At 41.8% G+C, this 15,710-nt stretch carries 11 protein-coding genes; 1 reads left to right on the top strand and 10 read right to left on the bottom strand.

Going from position 1 to position 15,710, the window contains the following annotated elements:
- Window positions 1–14: 14 nt before the first annotated feature.
- The 8 genes from glgP to C8P65_RS01870 all read right to left on the bottom strand — a co-directional run bounded on the left by glgP (window position 15) and on the right by C8P65_RS01870 (window position 12,037).
- On the bottom strand, window positions 15–4,256 hold the full coding sequence (gene glgP, locus C8P65_RS01905; protein WP_107780825.1) for an alpha-glucan family phosphorylase: 4,242 nt from the start codon (window positions 4,254–4,256) through the stop codon (window positions 15–17).
- A gap of 225 nt (window positions 4,257–4,481) precedes the next feature.
- Window positions 4,482–5,597: a hypothetical protein gene (locus C8P65_RS01900; RefSeq protein ID WP_107780823.1), complete on the bottom strand. Its 1,116-nt coding sequence runs from the start codon at window positions 5,595–5,597 to the stop codon at window positions 4,482–4,484.
- A 30-nt stretch (window positions 5,598–5,627) separates the two neighbouring features.
- Window positions 5,628–6,368, bottom strand: a complete 741-nt coding sequence (locus C8P65_RS01895; RefSeq protein ID WP_107780821.1) for a hypothetical protein — start codon at window positions 6,366–6,368, stop codon at window positions 5,628–5,630.
- The gene (locus C8P65_RS01890; protein WP_107780819.1) at window positions 6,361–6,876 is read right to left on the bottom strand and encodes an RNA polymerase sigma factor; all 516 of its coding nucleotides are present in this window, start codon (window positions 6,874–6,876) and stop codon (window positions 6,361–6,363) included. The genes C8P65_RS01895 and C8P65_RS01890 overlap by 8 nt, the downstream gene beginning before the upstream one ends.
- A 113-nt stretch (window positions 6,877–6,989) precedes the next feature.
- Window positions 6,990–7,826 (bottom strand): carboxypeptidase-like regulatory domain-containing protein, encoded by an 837-nt coding sequence (locus C8P65_RS01885; RefSeq protein WP_107780817.1) that lies wholly within the window; start codon window positions 7,824–7,826, stop codon window positions 6,990–6,992.
- Between the two features lie 148 nt (window positions 7,827–7,974).
- Complete coding sequence (locus C8P65_RS01880; protein WP_107780815.1) at window positions 7,975–9,033, bottom strand: porin family protein; 1,059 nt, start codon at window positions 9,031–9,033, stop codon at window positions 7,975–7,977.
- 31 nt (window positions 9,034–9,064) lie between these two features.
- Window positions 9,065–10,498: an arylsulfatase gene (locus C8P65_RS01875; RefSeq protein WP_107780813.1), complete on the bottom strand. Its 1,434-nt coding sequence runs from the start codon at window positions 10,496–10,498 to the stop codon at window positions 9,065–9,067.
- Window positions 10,499–10,510: 12 nt separating this feature from the next.
- On the bottom strand, window positions 10,511–12,037 hold the full coding sequence (locus C8P65_RS01870) for a sulfatase-like hydrolase/transferase (protein WP_107780811.1): 1,527 nt from the start codon (window positions 12,035–12,037) through the stop codon (window positions 10,511–10,513).
- A gap of 167 nt (window positions 12,038–12,204) precedes the next feature.
- Between C8P65_RS01870 and C8P65_RS01865 the strand changes: the two genes are divergently transcribed.
- Window positions 12,205–12,813, top strand: a complete 609-nt coding sequence (locus tag C8P65_RS01865; protein WP_107780809.1) for a superoxide dismutase — start codon at window positions 12,205–12,207, stop codon at window positions 12,811–12,813.
- Window positions 12,814–12,879: 66 nt separating this feature from the next.
- Here the strand turns inward: C8P65_RS01865 and C8P65_RS01860 are convergent, their stop codons facing one another.
- Complete coding sequence (locus tag C8P65_RS01860; protein WP_107780807.1) at window positions 12,880–15,018, bottom strand: TonB-dependent receptor; 2,139 nt, start codon at window positions 15,016–15,018, stop codon at window positions 12,880–12,882.
- 207 nt (window positions 15,019–15,225) lie between these two features.
- Window positions 15,226–15,681, bottom strand: a complete 456-nt coding sequence (locus C8P65_RS01855) for a DUF2004 domain-containing protein (protein ID WP_107780805.1) — start codon at window positions 15,679–15,681, stop codon at window positions 15,226–15,228.
- Between the last annotated feature and the right edge of the window lie 29 nt (window positions 15,682–15,710).

Below are 15,710 nucleotides of genomic sequence, written 5' to 3'. Positions count from 1 at the left end.
TCAATAATTTACTGTTATAACCATTTTACTAAAGCAAAATCTTGACGATGTGGCAAGTGCTCATTTTTAGGGAAAATGCGTATCGCAAGATGCAATGCTCCTGGGTATTCTGACGCTACTTCTATCTGATAAGTAGCCCTGCTGCCTTCGTGAGACACCAAATTGAACTCTGAGGTTGATAATACTTTTATCTTTTCATCTTTCTGCTCTGCTACTACTACCTCTACCCCTACATCTTTAGGGTCGAGTTCTGAAACGTCTAAGGTTATTTCTCCTTTATAAGTCTTACCTATCGAGATAATTTGCTCATTGCGGTTAGGCACTTTAAAGTCTACTACTTTTATATTATCCCATTCTTGAGTTACGCGGCGTTTCCAATCAGAAAGCTGTATCGCTAGATTGAAACGATTGTCTTTTAGCTTAGTAACGCGCTCAGTCATTGGGAAATAATATTGGTTTTCATAGTCGGTAAGCATACGTGTAGTGGTAAAGTTTACCGCTACTTTGGCTATCGTATTCTTGATAAGGGCACACCAGCGAGATGATATGCCATCTTTGTTCTTATCGTAGAATATAGGCGCAATTTCGTCTTCGATGATGTTATAAATCATCTCAGCATCCATCTCGTCTTGATACTGTTGATTTTCGTAAGCGCGCTCCATTGGCAGTGCCCAGCCGGCATCTTCGCGATAGCCTTCTACCCACCAACCGTCTAACACGCTGAAGTGCATAGTACCGTTCATCGCTGCCTTTTCACCACTGGTTCCAGAGGCTTCTAAAGGTCGTGTAGGGGTGTTCATCCATACGTCTACCCCTTGTACCATATGGCGTGCCAACTCCATATCGTAGTTAGGTATGAAGATGATTTTTCCTAAGAACTGAGGTAGCTTAGAGATTTCCACGATATTCTTTATCAAATCTTGACCCGCTTTGTCGGCAGGGTGTGCTTTACCTGCAAAGATAAACTGTACAGGGCGATCAGGATTGTTCACGATGCGGTCTAAACGCTCTATATTAGTAAAGAGCAAGTGGGCGCGCTTGTAGGTAGCAAAACGTCTTGCAAAACCTATAGTTAAAATATCTTCGCGTAGGTTTTCTTTGATTTCTACCAATTGGCGTGGCGAGAAATAAGGTGTATTCTTTTCTAAACGCAATTTTTGTTCTACGCGGCGCAATAGTTTTGAACGCAAAGCTGTTTTTATTTCCCACACACGTTGGTCAGACACCTTATAGATACCTTCAAAGCTTTTAGGGTCATAGTGGTGAGTTTTATAGTCCTTGCCAAATACTTCGTTTTCTACTTCTTTCCACAGCCCTGCCGTCCAAGTAGGTTGGTGTACCCCGTTGGTTACGTAGCTAATGTGTAGCTCTTCAGGCATATAGCCAGGCCATAGGTCTTTAAGTATATCCTTGCTCACCTCGCCGTGTAGCCAGCTCACACCATTCACCTCTTGCGATAGGTTAGCCGCCAAGTTACTCATCGAGAACTTCTCATATGGATCTTCTAACCTTATCTTACCAAGTGCTAAAATTTGCTCCCAGTTAACGTGTAGCTTATCAGCGTATTTTGCTAAATAAGCGTGCAATAGACCCTCTTCAAAAGCATCGTGACCTGCAGGCACTGGGGTGTGAGTGGTAAAGAGCGATGAGGCACGTACTACCTCTAACGCTTCTGAGAAAGCAAGATTGTCATTCTGAATATACTCGCTTAGTCGCTCAAGACCTATAAAGGCTGCGTGCCCTTCGTTGCAGTGGTAAATATCGCTGTCTATACCGAGTTTGCGCAACATCTTAATACCTCCTAAACCGAGTAGCATCTCTTGTTTCAGGCGGTTTTCCCAGTCGCCACCATATAAGTGGTGAGTGATTGAGCGGTCGTCTTCGCGGTTATTTTCGAAGTCGGTATCAAGTAGGTAAAGCTCTATGCGCCCTACATCTACACGCCATACACGAGCGTAAAGGGTTCGACCTGGTAGGTCTATTGATACAATTACCCATTTACCCGTTTCGTCAGTTACGGGGGTTACCGGTATTTTCGAAAAGTCTTGTGCCTCATAATCAGCTTCTTGGTTACCTGCTGATGATAGTTTTTGGGTGAAATAACCATAGCGGTATAAAAGTCCCACCCCTGTTATTTTAGTAGCCTTATCACTCGCTTCTTTCAGATAGTCACCAGCCAAAATACCCAAACCGCCTGAATAAATTTTAAGCGATGAGTGCAAGCCGTATTCCATACTGAAGTAAGAAACTGATGGCGAAATCATTTCAGCTTTTTTAGCCATATAGGCTTGGAAATCAGCATATACTTTTGATAGATTGCGCATAAACACATTGTCTTGCTCTAACTCTTTATAGCGTTTTAGCGAGATACTGTCTAACAGTGCAATAGGGTTTTTGCGTACCTCTATCCATTTTTCTTTGTCTACGTATTTAAACACTTCGTAAGCCTCATCATTCCAGCACCACCATAGGTTTTTAGATAACTCTTCTAATGGTTGAAGGGCTTCGGGTATAGCACGGTGTATAATTACACTGCGCCAATTAGGGGGCGTTACTACTTTTGATTTTTCTAAATAGGCCACTCCTTCTGTTTCTACAGGTGGCAGTTTTTCTACTCTATCTTCTATATGTTCCAAGGTCAATTCGTAACATTTAATATAATACTTCACTAAATTCTTCCACAAAGCTATCTCCGATACTTTTGCAGCGGTATCGCGGCGGGCTTGTAGGTCTTCTTCTTTGCTATCTAATAGGGTAACAAAGTTTTTCACTATAGAAGCTACTACATCGCCATAGTTGCTATCAGTGCGCGTTACTACTTCTATAGCTTTTTGTTTTTCAGGGTAAAAATCATTCACCCACTTGCCAAATCCTGCCAAAGTAGTGGTAATGGTAGGCACTTTAAACGCTAAACTTTCAAGTGGTGTATAGCCCCAAGGCTCGTAGTACGATGGGAATGCAGTGCCGTCAAGCCCTATGAGCAGGTCGTAATAGCTAAGGTTAAACACTCCGTCATTACCGTTCAGATAGCTTGGACAGAAAATAACCTTCACTTTGTCTTCTTTGCGGTTGAAAAGTTCTTGCTCATAAATGCGCTTCATTATTAGATCGTGGTACACATCAGGCAAGATGTGGGTGAGGTGTTTCTGCTCATTATCAGCCGATTGTTTTGGATTTTTTAGATTGTTTAGCAAGCCCTGATTAGGCGCATCGTGGGCAGTAGGGATTAGTATATAAGCTACTAATTCTTTCTTGTTTTTAGCATTTCGGTTTAGTGCCCCAAGTGCATCGATAAAGGCATCGATACCTTTGTTGCGAAACTCATATCTTCCGCTGATAGCTACTATTTTAGTATCTTCGCTAATAGGCTGATTGGTAAGTGCTTGTGCTACATTTATCAGTGTTTTTCTCGCATCAGTGCGTTTTTTAGCAAAAGTTTTTTCAGCAGGTATAATCTTATCTTCAAAACCGTTAGGAGTGATGATGTCGGTTTGGCGCGCTAAGAAGTGTAGCGCTTCTTGTGCAGTGATTTCACTAACGGTAGTAAAACAGTCAGCTACTTTGGCGGTTTCTTTTTCGAGGAAATGTTTGTGTTGCACCCCGAATTTGTATGCCATTTCTTCAGGATTGTAGTCCTTCATTGTATTGTAGAGCGGCAGTCCGTTGCCAGCAATAGCGCGCCCTACTACAGTAGCGTGGGTAGTAAATACCGACCCTATTTTAGGCATTTTGTCTTCTATATATAGCAGACCGCTACCTGTCATCCACTCGTGGAAATGGCAAATCACGTTTTCGCGCGAAGCGGTGTTAAACTTAGTAAAGCTCTCAATTACCTTCCCTACGGCATAACCGAAAAGCACCGACTCTACATAGTCCCAAGGGCTATTGAAAGAATCTAAGTGATAGGTATCCCAATAAAAACGCAGCACATCATTTTTGCTGCTAACATAGTGAGAGAAATCTACGAGTATAACGATAGGGTTCCCTTCTATTTTCCAATTCCCTACACGTACTCTCAAGCCTTCAGAAGCGGCTTTAGCACGCCATGATTTGAAGAGTTCAGGATTTTCTACAAACTCCTTGTTTTCATTATGCTGCCAAATATCAGGACCTATAAGTATATATTTACTCCTGAATTGCTTTACAATGCTGGCTGCTTTGGTGGCAATGACTGTATGAATGCCCCCCACTTTATTACACACTTCCCAACTGGTTTCAAATACATAGTCAGGATTTAGTTTCTTTGTGATGCTCATATTATATTACCGTTTATTACGTTAGTTTCTCAGTGGTAGGATAATAATTGTTGTAATTTTGCGACAAAGGTACAAAATAATTAATAATTAACAAACGATAAAGAATATTTTTTATTTTTTTAAAATTAGCGGTCGTTTATACTAAGATATAGTAACGTTTCTCCCTATAAAAAAGCGAGAGACGAAATATAAAATTCGTCTCTCACCTTTTTTTTATTTAGAGTATCAATGTCCGAACCTTATCCCTACAGAGAAAGGATATTCGTTTATAGGGTTGTTAGTGAATAGGGGTACCAGACTATAGCGGGCGTAGAAAGCAAAGTTGCCATAACCTATATGGGCTGATACGCCATACGTCCATTCGTTTACGTTGTAGTACTTGCGGTTCATATCTTTATGGGTACTGCCGTTTTCGGTGTATTTTACTTTCTGTTTAGTGGTGAGCAGTGCCCCTACATAAGTACCTACTCCTACGCGGAAGGCTTGATGGGTAGGATAATAGGTCTTATCATTATAGGTAAATGAGTCTGTTAGGTCAAACTCGAGATTGATGGGCAAAATAAGGTACATCGTTTTAAACTTCGATTTGATGGTCTCCTTAGGGTAAGGCACTATCTCGGTGATATTACCGTTTTTCACGAAGTGCTCATCTTCTTTCATTTTGAGTTTGTCCATCATCCACGACAGTCCGTAGTTAAGGTGCAACAGATTGTTGTTCTTAAGCAAACGGGTGTTGCGAGTATAACCTATCTCTACTGATTTTGAGCCCCATAGCCTAAAGTGATTATTGCTAAAATGCTCGCTACTATTAAGGTTGTGAAAGGCAAGGGCAAAGTACAGACCACCTTGCGTGCGTTTGTAGTCGCGGTCTAAATAATCTTCTACTTTACAATGACGCCTACCGATGCAAATATGGTCATTACCAATGCGTATTTCTGTACCTCCAATTCGCGACGGACGGGTTTCTATCACGATAGAATCAATTGTTTTCTGTACCTCAGCTTTATAGGTAAGGGTATCGCTTAGGGTGCGGTTTTCGGCTATGCGTTGGTGCACTAAAGCTGATAGCTTGTGCGATTGCTCACGGGTTTTTACGCTAATAGTTTTGGCACTCTCGCGTGCGGCACGCATCTTCAGCTGACGGCTTTCGGCTAAGGTTATCTCTTTGCGGTCTAACTGCTCTTCAATGGTGCGCAAACGCTCTTTTAGCTGGGCTTTTTCAGCAGTAACAATAGAGTCGATACTGCGTTTGGTTTGGGCGATTTCGTCCTTAAGGTCTTGTGCGGTGATGCCCTCAAAAGCTACAATGAGGAACATACATAAGAGTTGTAAGGGTTTCATAGTTTTGACAATTTATTTAAAGTGAATTTTTTATTTTAGGGCGTATTTAACGTTATTCCACTGAGCGACTATTTTGTTTAAGAATTTTTGCACTCTCTCTTTCATCAGGTCGCGCTCGGCTTCTGAAAGGAGCTTGTCAGTGGGATAATTATTATCTACATAATTATCAAGCATTTCTTCGGTAGTAGCCATCAGTAAGAGCTCTTGGGGCGATAGACTTTTAAGCCCTTGTAAGGCGCGTTGCTCTTCACGAGATTTTGCAGCAAGCTGTTCTTTCTCAAGCTGTTGTATCACTTCTGCCAAAAGGGCTTCGGTAGAAACATCAGCTAAGAGGGCATCTACCTCTTCGTCTAACGCTTGGTCGCTTTTTTTCTGAGGGGCAATAGTAGTATTGGCTACCTTATCGGCTACTGTAGGCGCTGTAGGTTGTGGTACTACCACTGGGGCAGGTGCTACTACATTAGGGGTGGTATCAAGGGTTGCATTGGGCGTCTTATCTTCAGTGGCTACAGTTGTTGTACGGACTTCTTGAGCCGTTGGCAGGCCTATGCGCTCATAAAACACTCCTACAGCTACAGCCAATAGTACACTGGCAGCTACAGCATAATGCCAAATGCGAAAATAAGCCTTAGGACGAACCGCTTTTGCCTCTCTTTGGTCTAATTGCGCCTCTAAGGCAGCCCAAAGGTCGCGCTCAGGCGGAATTTCGCGGGTTTGAAACAGGTTTTTTATTTTATTTTTCCACATAATCTCTATTTTTTTATTATTCATTTACCATTTGTTTTAGTCTTTTCTTAGCATAAGCCAATTGCGATTTTGAAGTACCTTCACTGATCCCTAATTCAGCGGCTATTTGCTTATGCGAGTAGTCTTCAAACACGTAAAGGTTAAAAACAGCTCTACTAGCGGCAGGCAACTGGTCTATAAATTGTTGTATTTGGCTTTCTTCAAAAGCGTACGAGTCTAAATCGGTGTCGTCTATACTGTCATAGGTGTCGTTCCAATCGGCAAGGGCTACTTTTTGGGTTTTGCTGCGCAAAAAGTCAATACACTCATTTACAGTGATGCGGCGCATCCAAGCGTAAAAATGCTCTTGCTCTTGATAGCTATCAATATGGGTGAGTATCTTAAAAAAAGCTCTTAGCAACACATCTTCAGCAAAATGGGCATCGCTGATATACAGTCTGCATACGCTGAGCAGCGAAGCAGCGTACTGGTCGTACAACTGCTTCTGTGCCAAGCGATCTTGTTGTTTTGCTTTTTGTATTAGAAGATGCATAAATTGATTTGCTAATTCACTCTTATAAACGAAGAAAAAATAAAAAGGTTGTAATTAAGGCAAAAAAAATTAGCAAATGAGTCATTTGCTAATTTACTAATTGGCTAATCGACTCATTTGCTAATCACTTCGTAGTCATAACCTTTAACGGTAAAAGGCATACCTGCACCGAGATTGACTTCTCTGACTTGATTATCAGCAAAGCGTATGTAGCACTTGTCGGTAGTAGCATTAAAGTAGATACGGGCATCGTCTTTGCCGCGTACTTCTACAAACTGATAACCTACCCATATATCGCCTTTGGGGGCAAATACCGATAGCTTTTCAGTAAAGGTCTGTTTCTTTTCCGAAGGATATATTTCTATATAAATAGGTTTTTCGAGCAAAGGGGTGAAAATGTGTTTGTCTTTTTCTTTTTTATACTGATAGACCACTACCCGCACCGTTACTAAGTAGAAAGACGATTCACTCACTTCAAGGTTAAACTCGGTCAGCTGGGCGTCTTTCTTTAGGGTGATAAAATCGCCTAACTCGCTATTAAGTCCTTTACTGCCATAAGGCGAGAAGTAGGTATTCATACCGCCATAAAGGTCTATAGGCATCGACGTACCTTTGTCTTTTATGTTGCGAATACGCGGTTTTTTAACCTTTAGGGTAGTAGTAGGTAGCTGTATGTTGGCTTCTTTCAGCACTACTTGCTGCTTGATATCCTTATAGGCTACCACCTTGTGTTTGTAGCTGATATGCGAAAAGTAGATGCTATCAGTAGGGGCAGCGTGTAGCTTATCTAAAGAGAAGTTACCGTTTTCATCGCTAATAATGCCTTTGTTAGTACCTACAACCCCGATATTGACATATTCTATAGGAGTGTGATGCTCCGATACCACACGCTGCTGCGCCCCTATCGGCAGCACAACAGTTATAAAGAAAATTAAAAATATATGTTTCATTTTGTTATTAGTTGTTAGTCGCTAGTCGTTAGTAATTAGTCGTTAGTCCCTAGTAATTAGTCGTTAGTCGTTAGTCTCTAGCTATTAGCCATTAATTGTTAGTGTTTAGTCAGTCACTTTCTAACGACTAACGACTAAACACTAACGACTATTTTAATATTTGAATTCCTACAGTGAAAGCGCCGTCATTTCCGCTTTTAAAGAGAGGCGAAAGCTGGTAGCGGAAGTAAAACGAGTAGATTTTATTATAACCTACAGAAGCTGAAAGACCATAAATCCAAGGGTTGATATTCAGGTCGGTGCGCATTACGCTGCGATAGCGAATATCATTAGCTTTATACAGCATTTTCTGATTGCTATCAAGCAAGTAACCTGCGTATAGCCCTATACTACCTCTAAAAAATCGCTCTTTCGAGAAATGAAACCCTTTCTTATTAGCAGTCTTAGGTTCGCTATCCCAGTATAGGTCTAACGGCAACATAAGGTATTGAGTGCGCAACAACAGCTTCGAGGTCTCACTGGGGAAAGGCGTAAGGGTAGGCTTCCCCTCATTAAGCACGTAGTACTGATTATCTTTCATTCGCAACTTATGGTGCACCCACGAAAGCCCAAAGCGTAGCCGTAGGTGTTCATTATTTTTTTGCAAGTACATTGTGTTATAGATACCGAACTCTATCGTACGCGAGCCTAAAAAAGAATAGGGTTTGTTATCCGAAGGAATATAAAAGCCCATAGCGCCATAAACATTAATTTTAGCACTGTCTTTATCATCTTCAGAGGCTTTCTCCGTTTTAGGCTTATTAGCTATCGTATCAAGGGTACTCATCTTCTGTAGCATCTCTTGAGAGAGGTGTTTAGTGGCAAAAGTATCCGTAGGGATAGCCGCAATGCTATCAATATTGATAGTTGGGGCTTTCTGACGGATAAGCTCGGCTAAACGTTGCCCTTCAGCATAAGTTTTAAGCTTGATATTCCTATCACGAGTGGCAGAGAGCTCACCGTAGAGCTTGCTATGGGTCACTCTGTCTATCTTCTTCTCTTTGAGCAGACTGTCTATTACATTGCTCTTAGTTCTAAAGAGAGCTCTTTCACTCATCACTATCGAGTCAATAGCGTACTTCGATTGCAAAATTTCCTTTTCAAAAGGATTCTGAGCGCACAGCGCACCGCCCCACAATAGGGCAATTAAGAGGATTACTTTTTTCATATTATTTAATTGTTAATTACTAAAAAATACATTATTTTCTCTCCCACTGAAAAGGGAAAAGATCAGAGCGAGTATGCGCCTCACTCATTATTTTCTTCATCTTCTTCACTACCTTAGGGTATTGCTCTGCAAGGTTGTGCTGCTCAGCAGGGTCAGTGCGCAGGTCGTATAGCTCAATAGGTGCTTCCTTATCTTTATTCACATTTAGGCGCACACCCTTCCAGTGCTTATAGCGCACCGCTTGCTTACCGCCCTCTTCGTGAAACTCCCAATAAAGATATTTATGGGCTTTCTGCTTTTTACCCAAAAGCGTAGGCAAAAATGACACTTGGTGAGGGGTAGCAGCGAGTTTTTGCCCTGTAATTTCAGCAAAGGTAGGCATCATATCCCAAAAAGCCCCTACGTGGTCAGACACGCTACCGGCTTTCACCTTGCCTTTCCAATACACTATATACGGAGTGCGAATACCACCCTCGTATAGGTCGCGCTTAATGCCGCGCAAGCCTGCCGATGAGTTAAAGAACTTAGGGTCAGCACCTCCTTCGCGATGCGCCCCATTATCGCTGGCAAAGATGATAATAGTATCGTCTTCCAATCCTTTAGCTTTTAACGTTTTGCGTATTTGCCCTACATACCAATCCAAACGGCTTACCATTGCCGCATAAGTACCATAGGTATCGGGTTGCGACATATAGCCTGCCCAACCAAAAGGCTTGTCTGTTATACCGCTGTAGTCGTGTCCTTTGTATGGGCGTTTAGGCAGGTGTTGGTATTGCTGATAAATACTATCATTAGGCACTACCAGCTCAGCGTGCGGCAGCGTGTAGGTCAGCCACATAAAGAAAGGAGTATCAGTAGTTTGGGCGCCTATGTATTGCAGTATATGCTGTTGTATAAGGTCTTCAGCATAAACCTCTTGGCGCTCGTAATTGCCATTTTCGGGTATCATCACCTTCTCGTTGTCGTGCCACAGATAAGCAGGATAACGGCGATGAGCGCGGAACTGCGAATTGTAGCCAAAGAAAGTATCAAATCCTTGCTTTAGCGGATTGCCTTCAGAGTCGGGCGTACCTAAGCCCCACTTACCAAAACAACCCGTGCGATAACCCGCTTGTTTAAAAAGTTGAGCAACAGAGGGCGCACCAGCCAAGATAGGTGCTTGTCCATCTATAGGCTCTCTTACCTCTCTGTTACCTCTGATGTGGGTTTCACCGGTTGTTTGCCCCGTCATAAACGAAGCGCGCGAAGGGGCACACACAGCCGTACCGGTGTAAAACTGAGTAAACTTCATTCCCTCATTAGCCAGTTGACTAAGATGAGGGGTTTTAATAATCTGTTGCCCATATGGCTCTATGTCTCCATAACCCAAATCATCAGCAAGCACAAATATCACGTTAGGGTGCTTGGTCTGTGCCATTAGCGGAACAGCAAGCAGCAGCGCAAGTGCGGTAATAATTCTTTTCATATAAGGTTGATATTATTTGTTTTTCTCTTTGTCTAGCAAGGTTTTAAGGGTTGCTACTACATCTGGGTAGTCTTTAGCCACATTGGCAAGCTCCATAGGGTCTTCTTGTAGGTCGTACAGACGCTCTTCGGGGTAGTTGCCCAAATCAGTGCGGGTCAGTGGTTGATAAGCATTGTAGTTATTAGGCGCTACGTATTTCCAACGCGCTACGGTGATAGAAAGAGAGCCTCCGGAAGCTATTATGTAAGGGCGACCTTTCTTGTCTTTACCTAATAAGGCATTGAGGTAGTTAGCACTGTCCGTCGCGGCTCCTGCCGGCACAGGCTTGCCTATAAAAGCGGCCAACGAAGCAAAGAGGTCTATTTGCGAGAATGCCGCATCGCTAACCCCACGCTTCACTTTTTTAGGATAACTAACGATAAAAGGCACACGCGTACCCGCTTCGTAATTGCTGTACTTACCCCCGTGATTGTGAAACTTTCCCCAAGGGCGATGCTTGCCCAAAAGCGCTTCTGCTTGGTCTTGATAGCCGTCATCTATCACTGGGCCATTATCGCTGCAAACGATAAGGAGCGTATTGTCAAAAATCTTATTATCTTTAAGGGCTTTCACTATCTCGCCTATTGTCCAATCGAATTGCAAAATCACATCACCTCTATAGCCCATACCACTTTTGCCAGCAAAACGCCGATTAGGGTAGCGCGGCACGTGCACATCGTTAGTACCTACGTACAAAAAGAAAGGCTCGTTCTTGTGTTTGTTTATGTATTGCACTGTTTTAGCTACGATAGTATCGGCTATAAACTCATCAGTCCAGAGGGCTTTACCGCCTCCTTTCATATAGCCTATGCGCGAAATACCATTTACAATAGCCTGATTGTGTCCGTGATTGGGCGAAGGTTTCAGTTTAGTGAGTAGTTCAGGGTTGTTCTTTCCTGTAGGTTGTCCCTCAAAAGGTGCGCGATAGCTCACGCTTATGGGTGCTGAAGGGTCGTAATTCGCTACCCGCTGATTTTCTATCCACACACAAGGCACGCGGTCAGCCGTAGCCGCCATTAGGTAAGAGTAGTCAAAACCTATATCCGATGCCCCTGGGCTGATAAAACCATTCCAGTCTTGCCCTCCTTTTTCAGCACCTAAACCTAAGTGCCATTTGCCGATAGCCCCTGTGGTGTAGCCCGCTGTTTTAAAAAGGTCAGCTATAGTAGTCTGCTCAGGGCGTATCACCATAGCAGCATCGCCATCAGCTATACCCGTATCGTTGCGTCGCCAGTTATAAAGCCCTGTCAGCAACGAATAGCGCGAGGGCGTACAAGTAGCCGCTGTGGTATGAGCATTCGTAAAGCGTAACCCTTGCTTAGCGAGCGCATCTACCGCAGGGGTATGAATGGTCTTCTCACCATAGCAACTCAGGTCGCCATAGCCCAAATCATCAGCGATAACTATAATTACATTGGGTTTCTCTGGCGTTGCCACTGGTTTCTGAGTTTGAGCGACAAGCCATAACGGACATAAGAGTGTCAATACGTATTTTTTCATAAAAATGAATGTTTGGTTTTCTCGGCAAAAGTAAAAAATATTTTCTTAGTTGCAAGCATTCATAAGTGATAATTATTCTTTTATAGATAAAAACAATGATAAAATGCTACTACATAAGAAGATATGGAGTATCTTTGCACCATATTAAAATAAAATCTAATAAAACTATGGCATTCACATTACCTAAATTACCGTATGCTTATGAGGCGCTTGAGCCTTATATCGATGCTCGTACTATGGAAATACACCATACTAAGCACCATAACGCTTACACTACTAACCTCAACGCAGCCCTTGCGCCTGCTGGGGTTGAAGGAAAATCTATCGAAGAAATACTACAAAACCTTGATATGAATAACGCAGCCCTACGCAACAACGCTGGCGGATTCTACAACCACAACCTTTTCTGGGAAGTAATGAGTCCTAATGGCGGTGGCAAACCTACTGGCGAGTTAGCTAAGGCTATCGACGAGGCTTTTGGTAGTTTCGAAGGCTTCAAAGAGGCTTTCAGCAAGGCTGCTGCTACTCGTTTCGGTTCTGGCTGGGCTTGGCTATGCGTGCACAAAGGCGGAAAAGTAGAGGTATGCTCTACTCCTAATCAAGACAACCCTCTAATGCCTGGTACAGGCTGCAGCGGACAGCCAATATTAGGCTTAGACGTATGGGAACACGCCTATTACCTACACTATCAAAACCGCCGTCCTGACTATATCGAAGCGTTTTTCAACGTTATCAACTGGGAAAAAGTAGCAGCTCTATACGCTGCTGGCAAATAATGATTTTTAAAAAGGGTTAATAAGAAAAAAGTCCGAAAAGTTTTAAATTGCTTTTCGGACTTTTTTTTAATAGCGATAGGTAAGATTCAGATTAAAGTACCTACCATTTCCTCTTGCATATTCAGCGTCGCGTGCTACTAACATCGAAGCAGGGGTGTAATACACTTTATCAGCAAGGTTTTCAACTCCTAAGCCTAAAGAAAAGTGCTTATTAAAAGTATAACCTGCACTAAGCGAGAATAAATCTATAGGAAAAACAATACCTTCTCCTTCTGTATATACTCCCCTATTATTAGGGGCAAAACGGTCTCTATTGCCCGTATGTAGGTAATTCACTTGCAGGTAACTGCTCTCTGTAGGGGTTACTCGCACATAAGCACTTGCTTTAGGGGCAGGAATAGAGATACCGCTCATATAGCCGTCCCAATCTCCGTCTTCAGTAGTTTTTTTCTTCCCTTCAAAAGAAATAAAACTTCCTCCAAGAGTAAGCCACTTTGTGGGGTAAATATCTGCATTTACTTCAAAACCATATACTTTTTGCGGACTCCTATCTACTACCCAAAAACCTCCTTCCTCTTTCAGGTCACTACCGAGCTTCGAGTAAGTATAAAAATAAGACCCACTTAGGTGTACGTATTTAGTCAGCTCTGCATAAGCTCCTACTTCATAATTATCTGTTTTAACAGGCTCAGTATTGATTTTAGACAGTACATTAGCTTTGGCTGCACGCAGTGTGCGACCTAAATCAAAAATAGAAAACCCTTGCGAGTAAGAAATAAATGGTTGAAAATACTTGTACTGATTATAAGCAAGCCCTATGTTAGGCGAAAGGTTGTTATAAGTAAGATCACCCCCTTTTACATATACACGAGGGTCTGTTCTACGCCCTCTAAGCACCTCGTAGTTAGGTACTGATACATCTATATAATCATAGCGTAACCCTGCTTTAAGCACGTAATAACGATAAAAAGTAGTTTTGGTTTGCAAGAAAGGAGCTGAGTTATACGAGGTAAGCTCTGGCAACCAATAACGCCCATCTACTAGCGGCTGACTCGTTTTATCAATTAGCATATCGGCTCCGTAGAGTAATTGGGTAAAAATATCATTACTAAAAAGAACCTTAGAAATCAGCTGAGTGCGAATACCGTATTTCGCCCCTTTTACAGTTGCTTGCCCGCTAGTTTCTTCCCAACGTGCAGGCGCACTAGGGTTGTGCTTGCGAAAATCAAAAACAGTATATTGGTGTTGGGTAAAAGCGCTCAGCTCTAAATCAGTGTGTTTGAAAATATTGTTAGAGTTGAATTTCACATAAGCATTGTGGTTGTAACGCATTCCCTCATCTTCTGCCGCTGGGTCTTTGGCCCCATACACCCCTATACGTGGGCGTTGTAAATATTTACCTCCTGAAGCTACCAAAGGGGTATGTTGCAAACTCTGATAGAAGTTATACATCGCTTCTACTTTATTGTCTTTATCAAACTGATAACCAAGTTTTAGCAGTCCGTTATAAGTACGCACATCTCCTAAACCATAGCGAGGCGAAATATATTCACCTGTACCATCAATAGCCGACCCTGTTTGGTTTAGTGCGCCGTCTACTAAGTACGAAAATCCTTTGTAATTGCCATAAAACTGCTGATTGAAGCGATAACCAAATCCTCTATTTTCTTTAAAAGAATCTCTTGCTGAAGCTCCTACTGAAGTTTGTCCGCCAAAAGTAGTATTTTCAGGCGTTTTTTTAGTTACAATATTCATTATACCTCCTATAGCACCATTGCCATAGATAGAAGTAGCACCTTTTATTATCTCAATACGTTCTACGGCTGCAGGGTCTATCGAACGAATATCGCGGTCAGTAGCACGCAGTGGGGTAGACTGAGGTATCCCATCAATAAGCACAAGCAATGCCCGACCACGTAGGTTCTGATAGCGGTTATTAGTCGTATTACTCGAAAGCGACATAGCAGGCTCTACCATCCCTATCAGGTGCGACATATCAGGAGCTATTTTGATAAACTGCTGTAGTTTTTTCTTGTCGATAACAGTTACATTAGCCACTGCATCTGTTTTCTTTTCTTTGATGCGGTTAGCCGTAATCACTATTTCATCGAGTGATATAGTATCCTTTTCCAAAGTAGGATACTCATTCTGTGCCAAACTAATCGCAGCATATAATACCATAACAGGTAAAATAAATCTTTTCATAAAAATTACACTTAAGTTTTCAGCGCACAAAAGTATAATATTATTTTGAATTATACAAAATAACTTACTTGAAAAACAAAAAAACCGAACAAGTCTCCTCATTCGGTTTTATCTTTCTATTCAATATCTTAGAAGATATAACTCATATTCGCAATTTACAAAAGCTTTAAATTGCTTTTCGGACTTTTTTTAATATCATTACGGGGACTATGATTCAATTGAAAAACTAGTAATTTTTCCCTCTCTATCTAGTCCTACTGCAAGTATTTCATCTGTAAGATCTTCTCCTATTGTATAATCTAAAACAGCAAAAACTGTAGCATCTGTCAATATACATACATTGGTAAGTTTAATCAAAGAAAGTAATGCTTCTCCTTGTTCTTCTACTATATCCTCTACTAAATCAACATAATCTTTCACGTGAGAAGAAGTATTCGAATGATATTCTTCTACAATAGTTTTATGCACTTGCTTATCTATTTCAGGCAAGGAAGCTAATACCTTTTGAATATCAGCAACTTCAGCCTTAGTAGGGGTTTCCCCCATACAATCAATATTAATTGACACCTGACAATCATTGATAACCACATCTTCTATTTCGTGGTAATCATCATCTTCTGAAAGGGTAATCTTTCCAAAATAAGGTAATTCGTATTTAGCCATAAGAGTTCTTTTTTTGGCTCCAAAAATAC

Source organism: Capnocytophaga leadbetteri (genome assembly GCF_003054025.1).
Taxonomy (GTDB): Bacteria; Bacteroidota; Bacteroidia; order Flavobacteriales; family Flavobacteriaceae; genus Capnocytophaga; species Capnocytophaga leadbetteri.
This window is presented reverse-complemented; position numbering and strand designations above follow the sequence as displayed.

Bases quoted from the DNA above. Each gene is read 5' to 3' on its own strand.
- glgP (WP_107780825.1), bottom strand. From the start codon at position 4,256: ATGAGCATCACAAAGAAACTAAATCCTGACTATGTATTTGAAACCAGT.
- C8P65_RS01900 (WP_107780823.1), bottom strand. From the start codon at position 5,597: ATGAAACCCTTACAACTCTTATGTATGTTCCTCATTGTAGCTTTTGAG.
- C8P65_RS01895 (WP_107780821.1), bottom strand. From the start codon at position 6,368: ATGAATAATAAAAAAATAGAGATTATGTGGAAAAATAAAATAAAAAAC.
- C8P65_RS01890 (WP_107780819.1), bottom strand. From the start codon at position 6,876: ATGCATCTTCTAATACAAAAAGCAAAACAACAAGATCGCTTGGCACAG.
- C8P65_RS01885 (WP_107780817.1), bottom strand. From the start codon at position 7,826: ATGAAACATATATTTTTAATTTTCTTTATAACTGTTGTGCTGCCGATA.
- C8P65_RS01880 (WP_107780815.1), bottom strand. From the start codon at position 9,033: ATGAAAAAAGTAATCCTCTTAATTGCCCTATTGTGGGGCGGTGCGCTG.
- C8P65_RS01875 (WP_107780813.1), bottom strand. From the start codon at position 10,498: ATGAAAAGAATTATTACCGCACTTGCGCTGCTGCTTGCTGTTCCGCTA.
- C8P65_RS01870 (WP_107780811.1), bottom strand. From the start codon at position 12,037: ATGAAAAAATACGTATTGACACTCTTATGTCCGTTATGGCTTGTCGCT.
- C8P65_RS01865 (WP_107780809.1), top strand. From the start codon at position 12,205: ATGGCATTCACATTACCTAAATTACCGTATGCTTATGAGGCGCTTGAG.
- C8P65_RS01860 (WP_107780807.1), bottom strand. From the start codon at position 15,018: ATGAAAAGATTTATTTTACCTGTTATGGTATTATATGCTGCGATTAGT.
- C8P65_RS01855 (WP_107780805.1), bottom strand. From the start codon at position 15,681: ATGGCTAAATACGAATTACCTTATTTTGGAAAGATTACCCTTTCAGAA.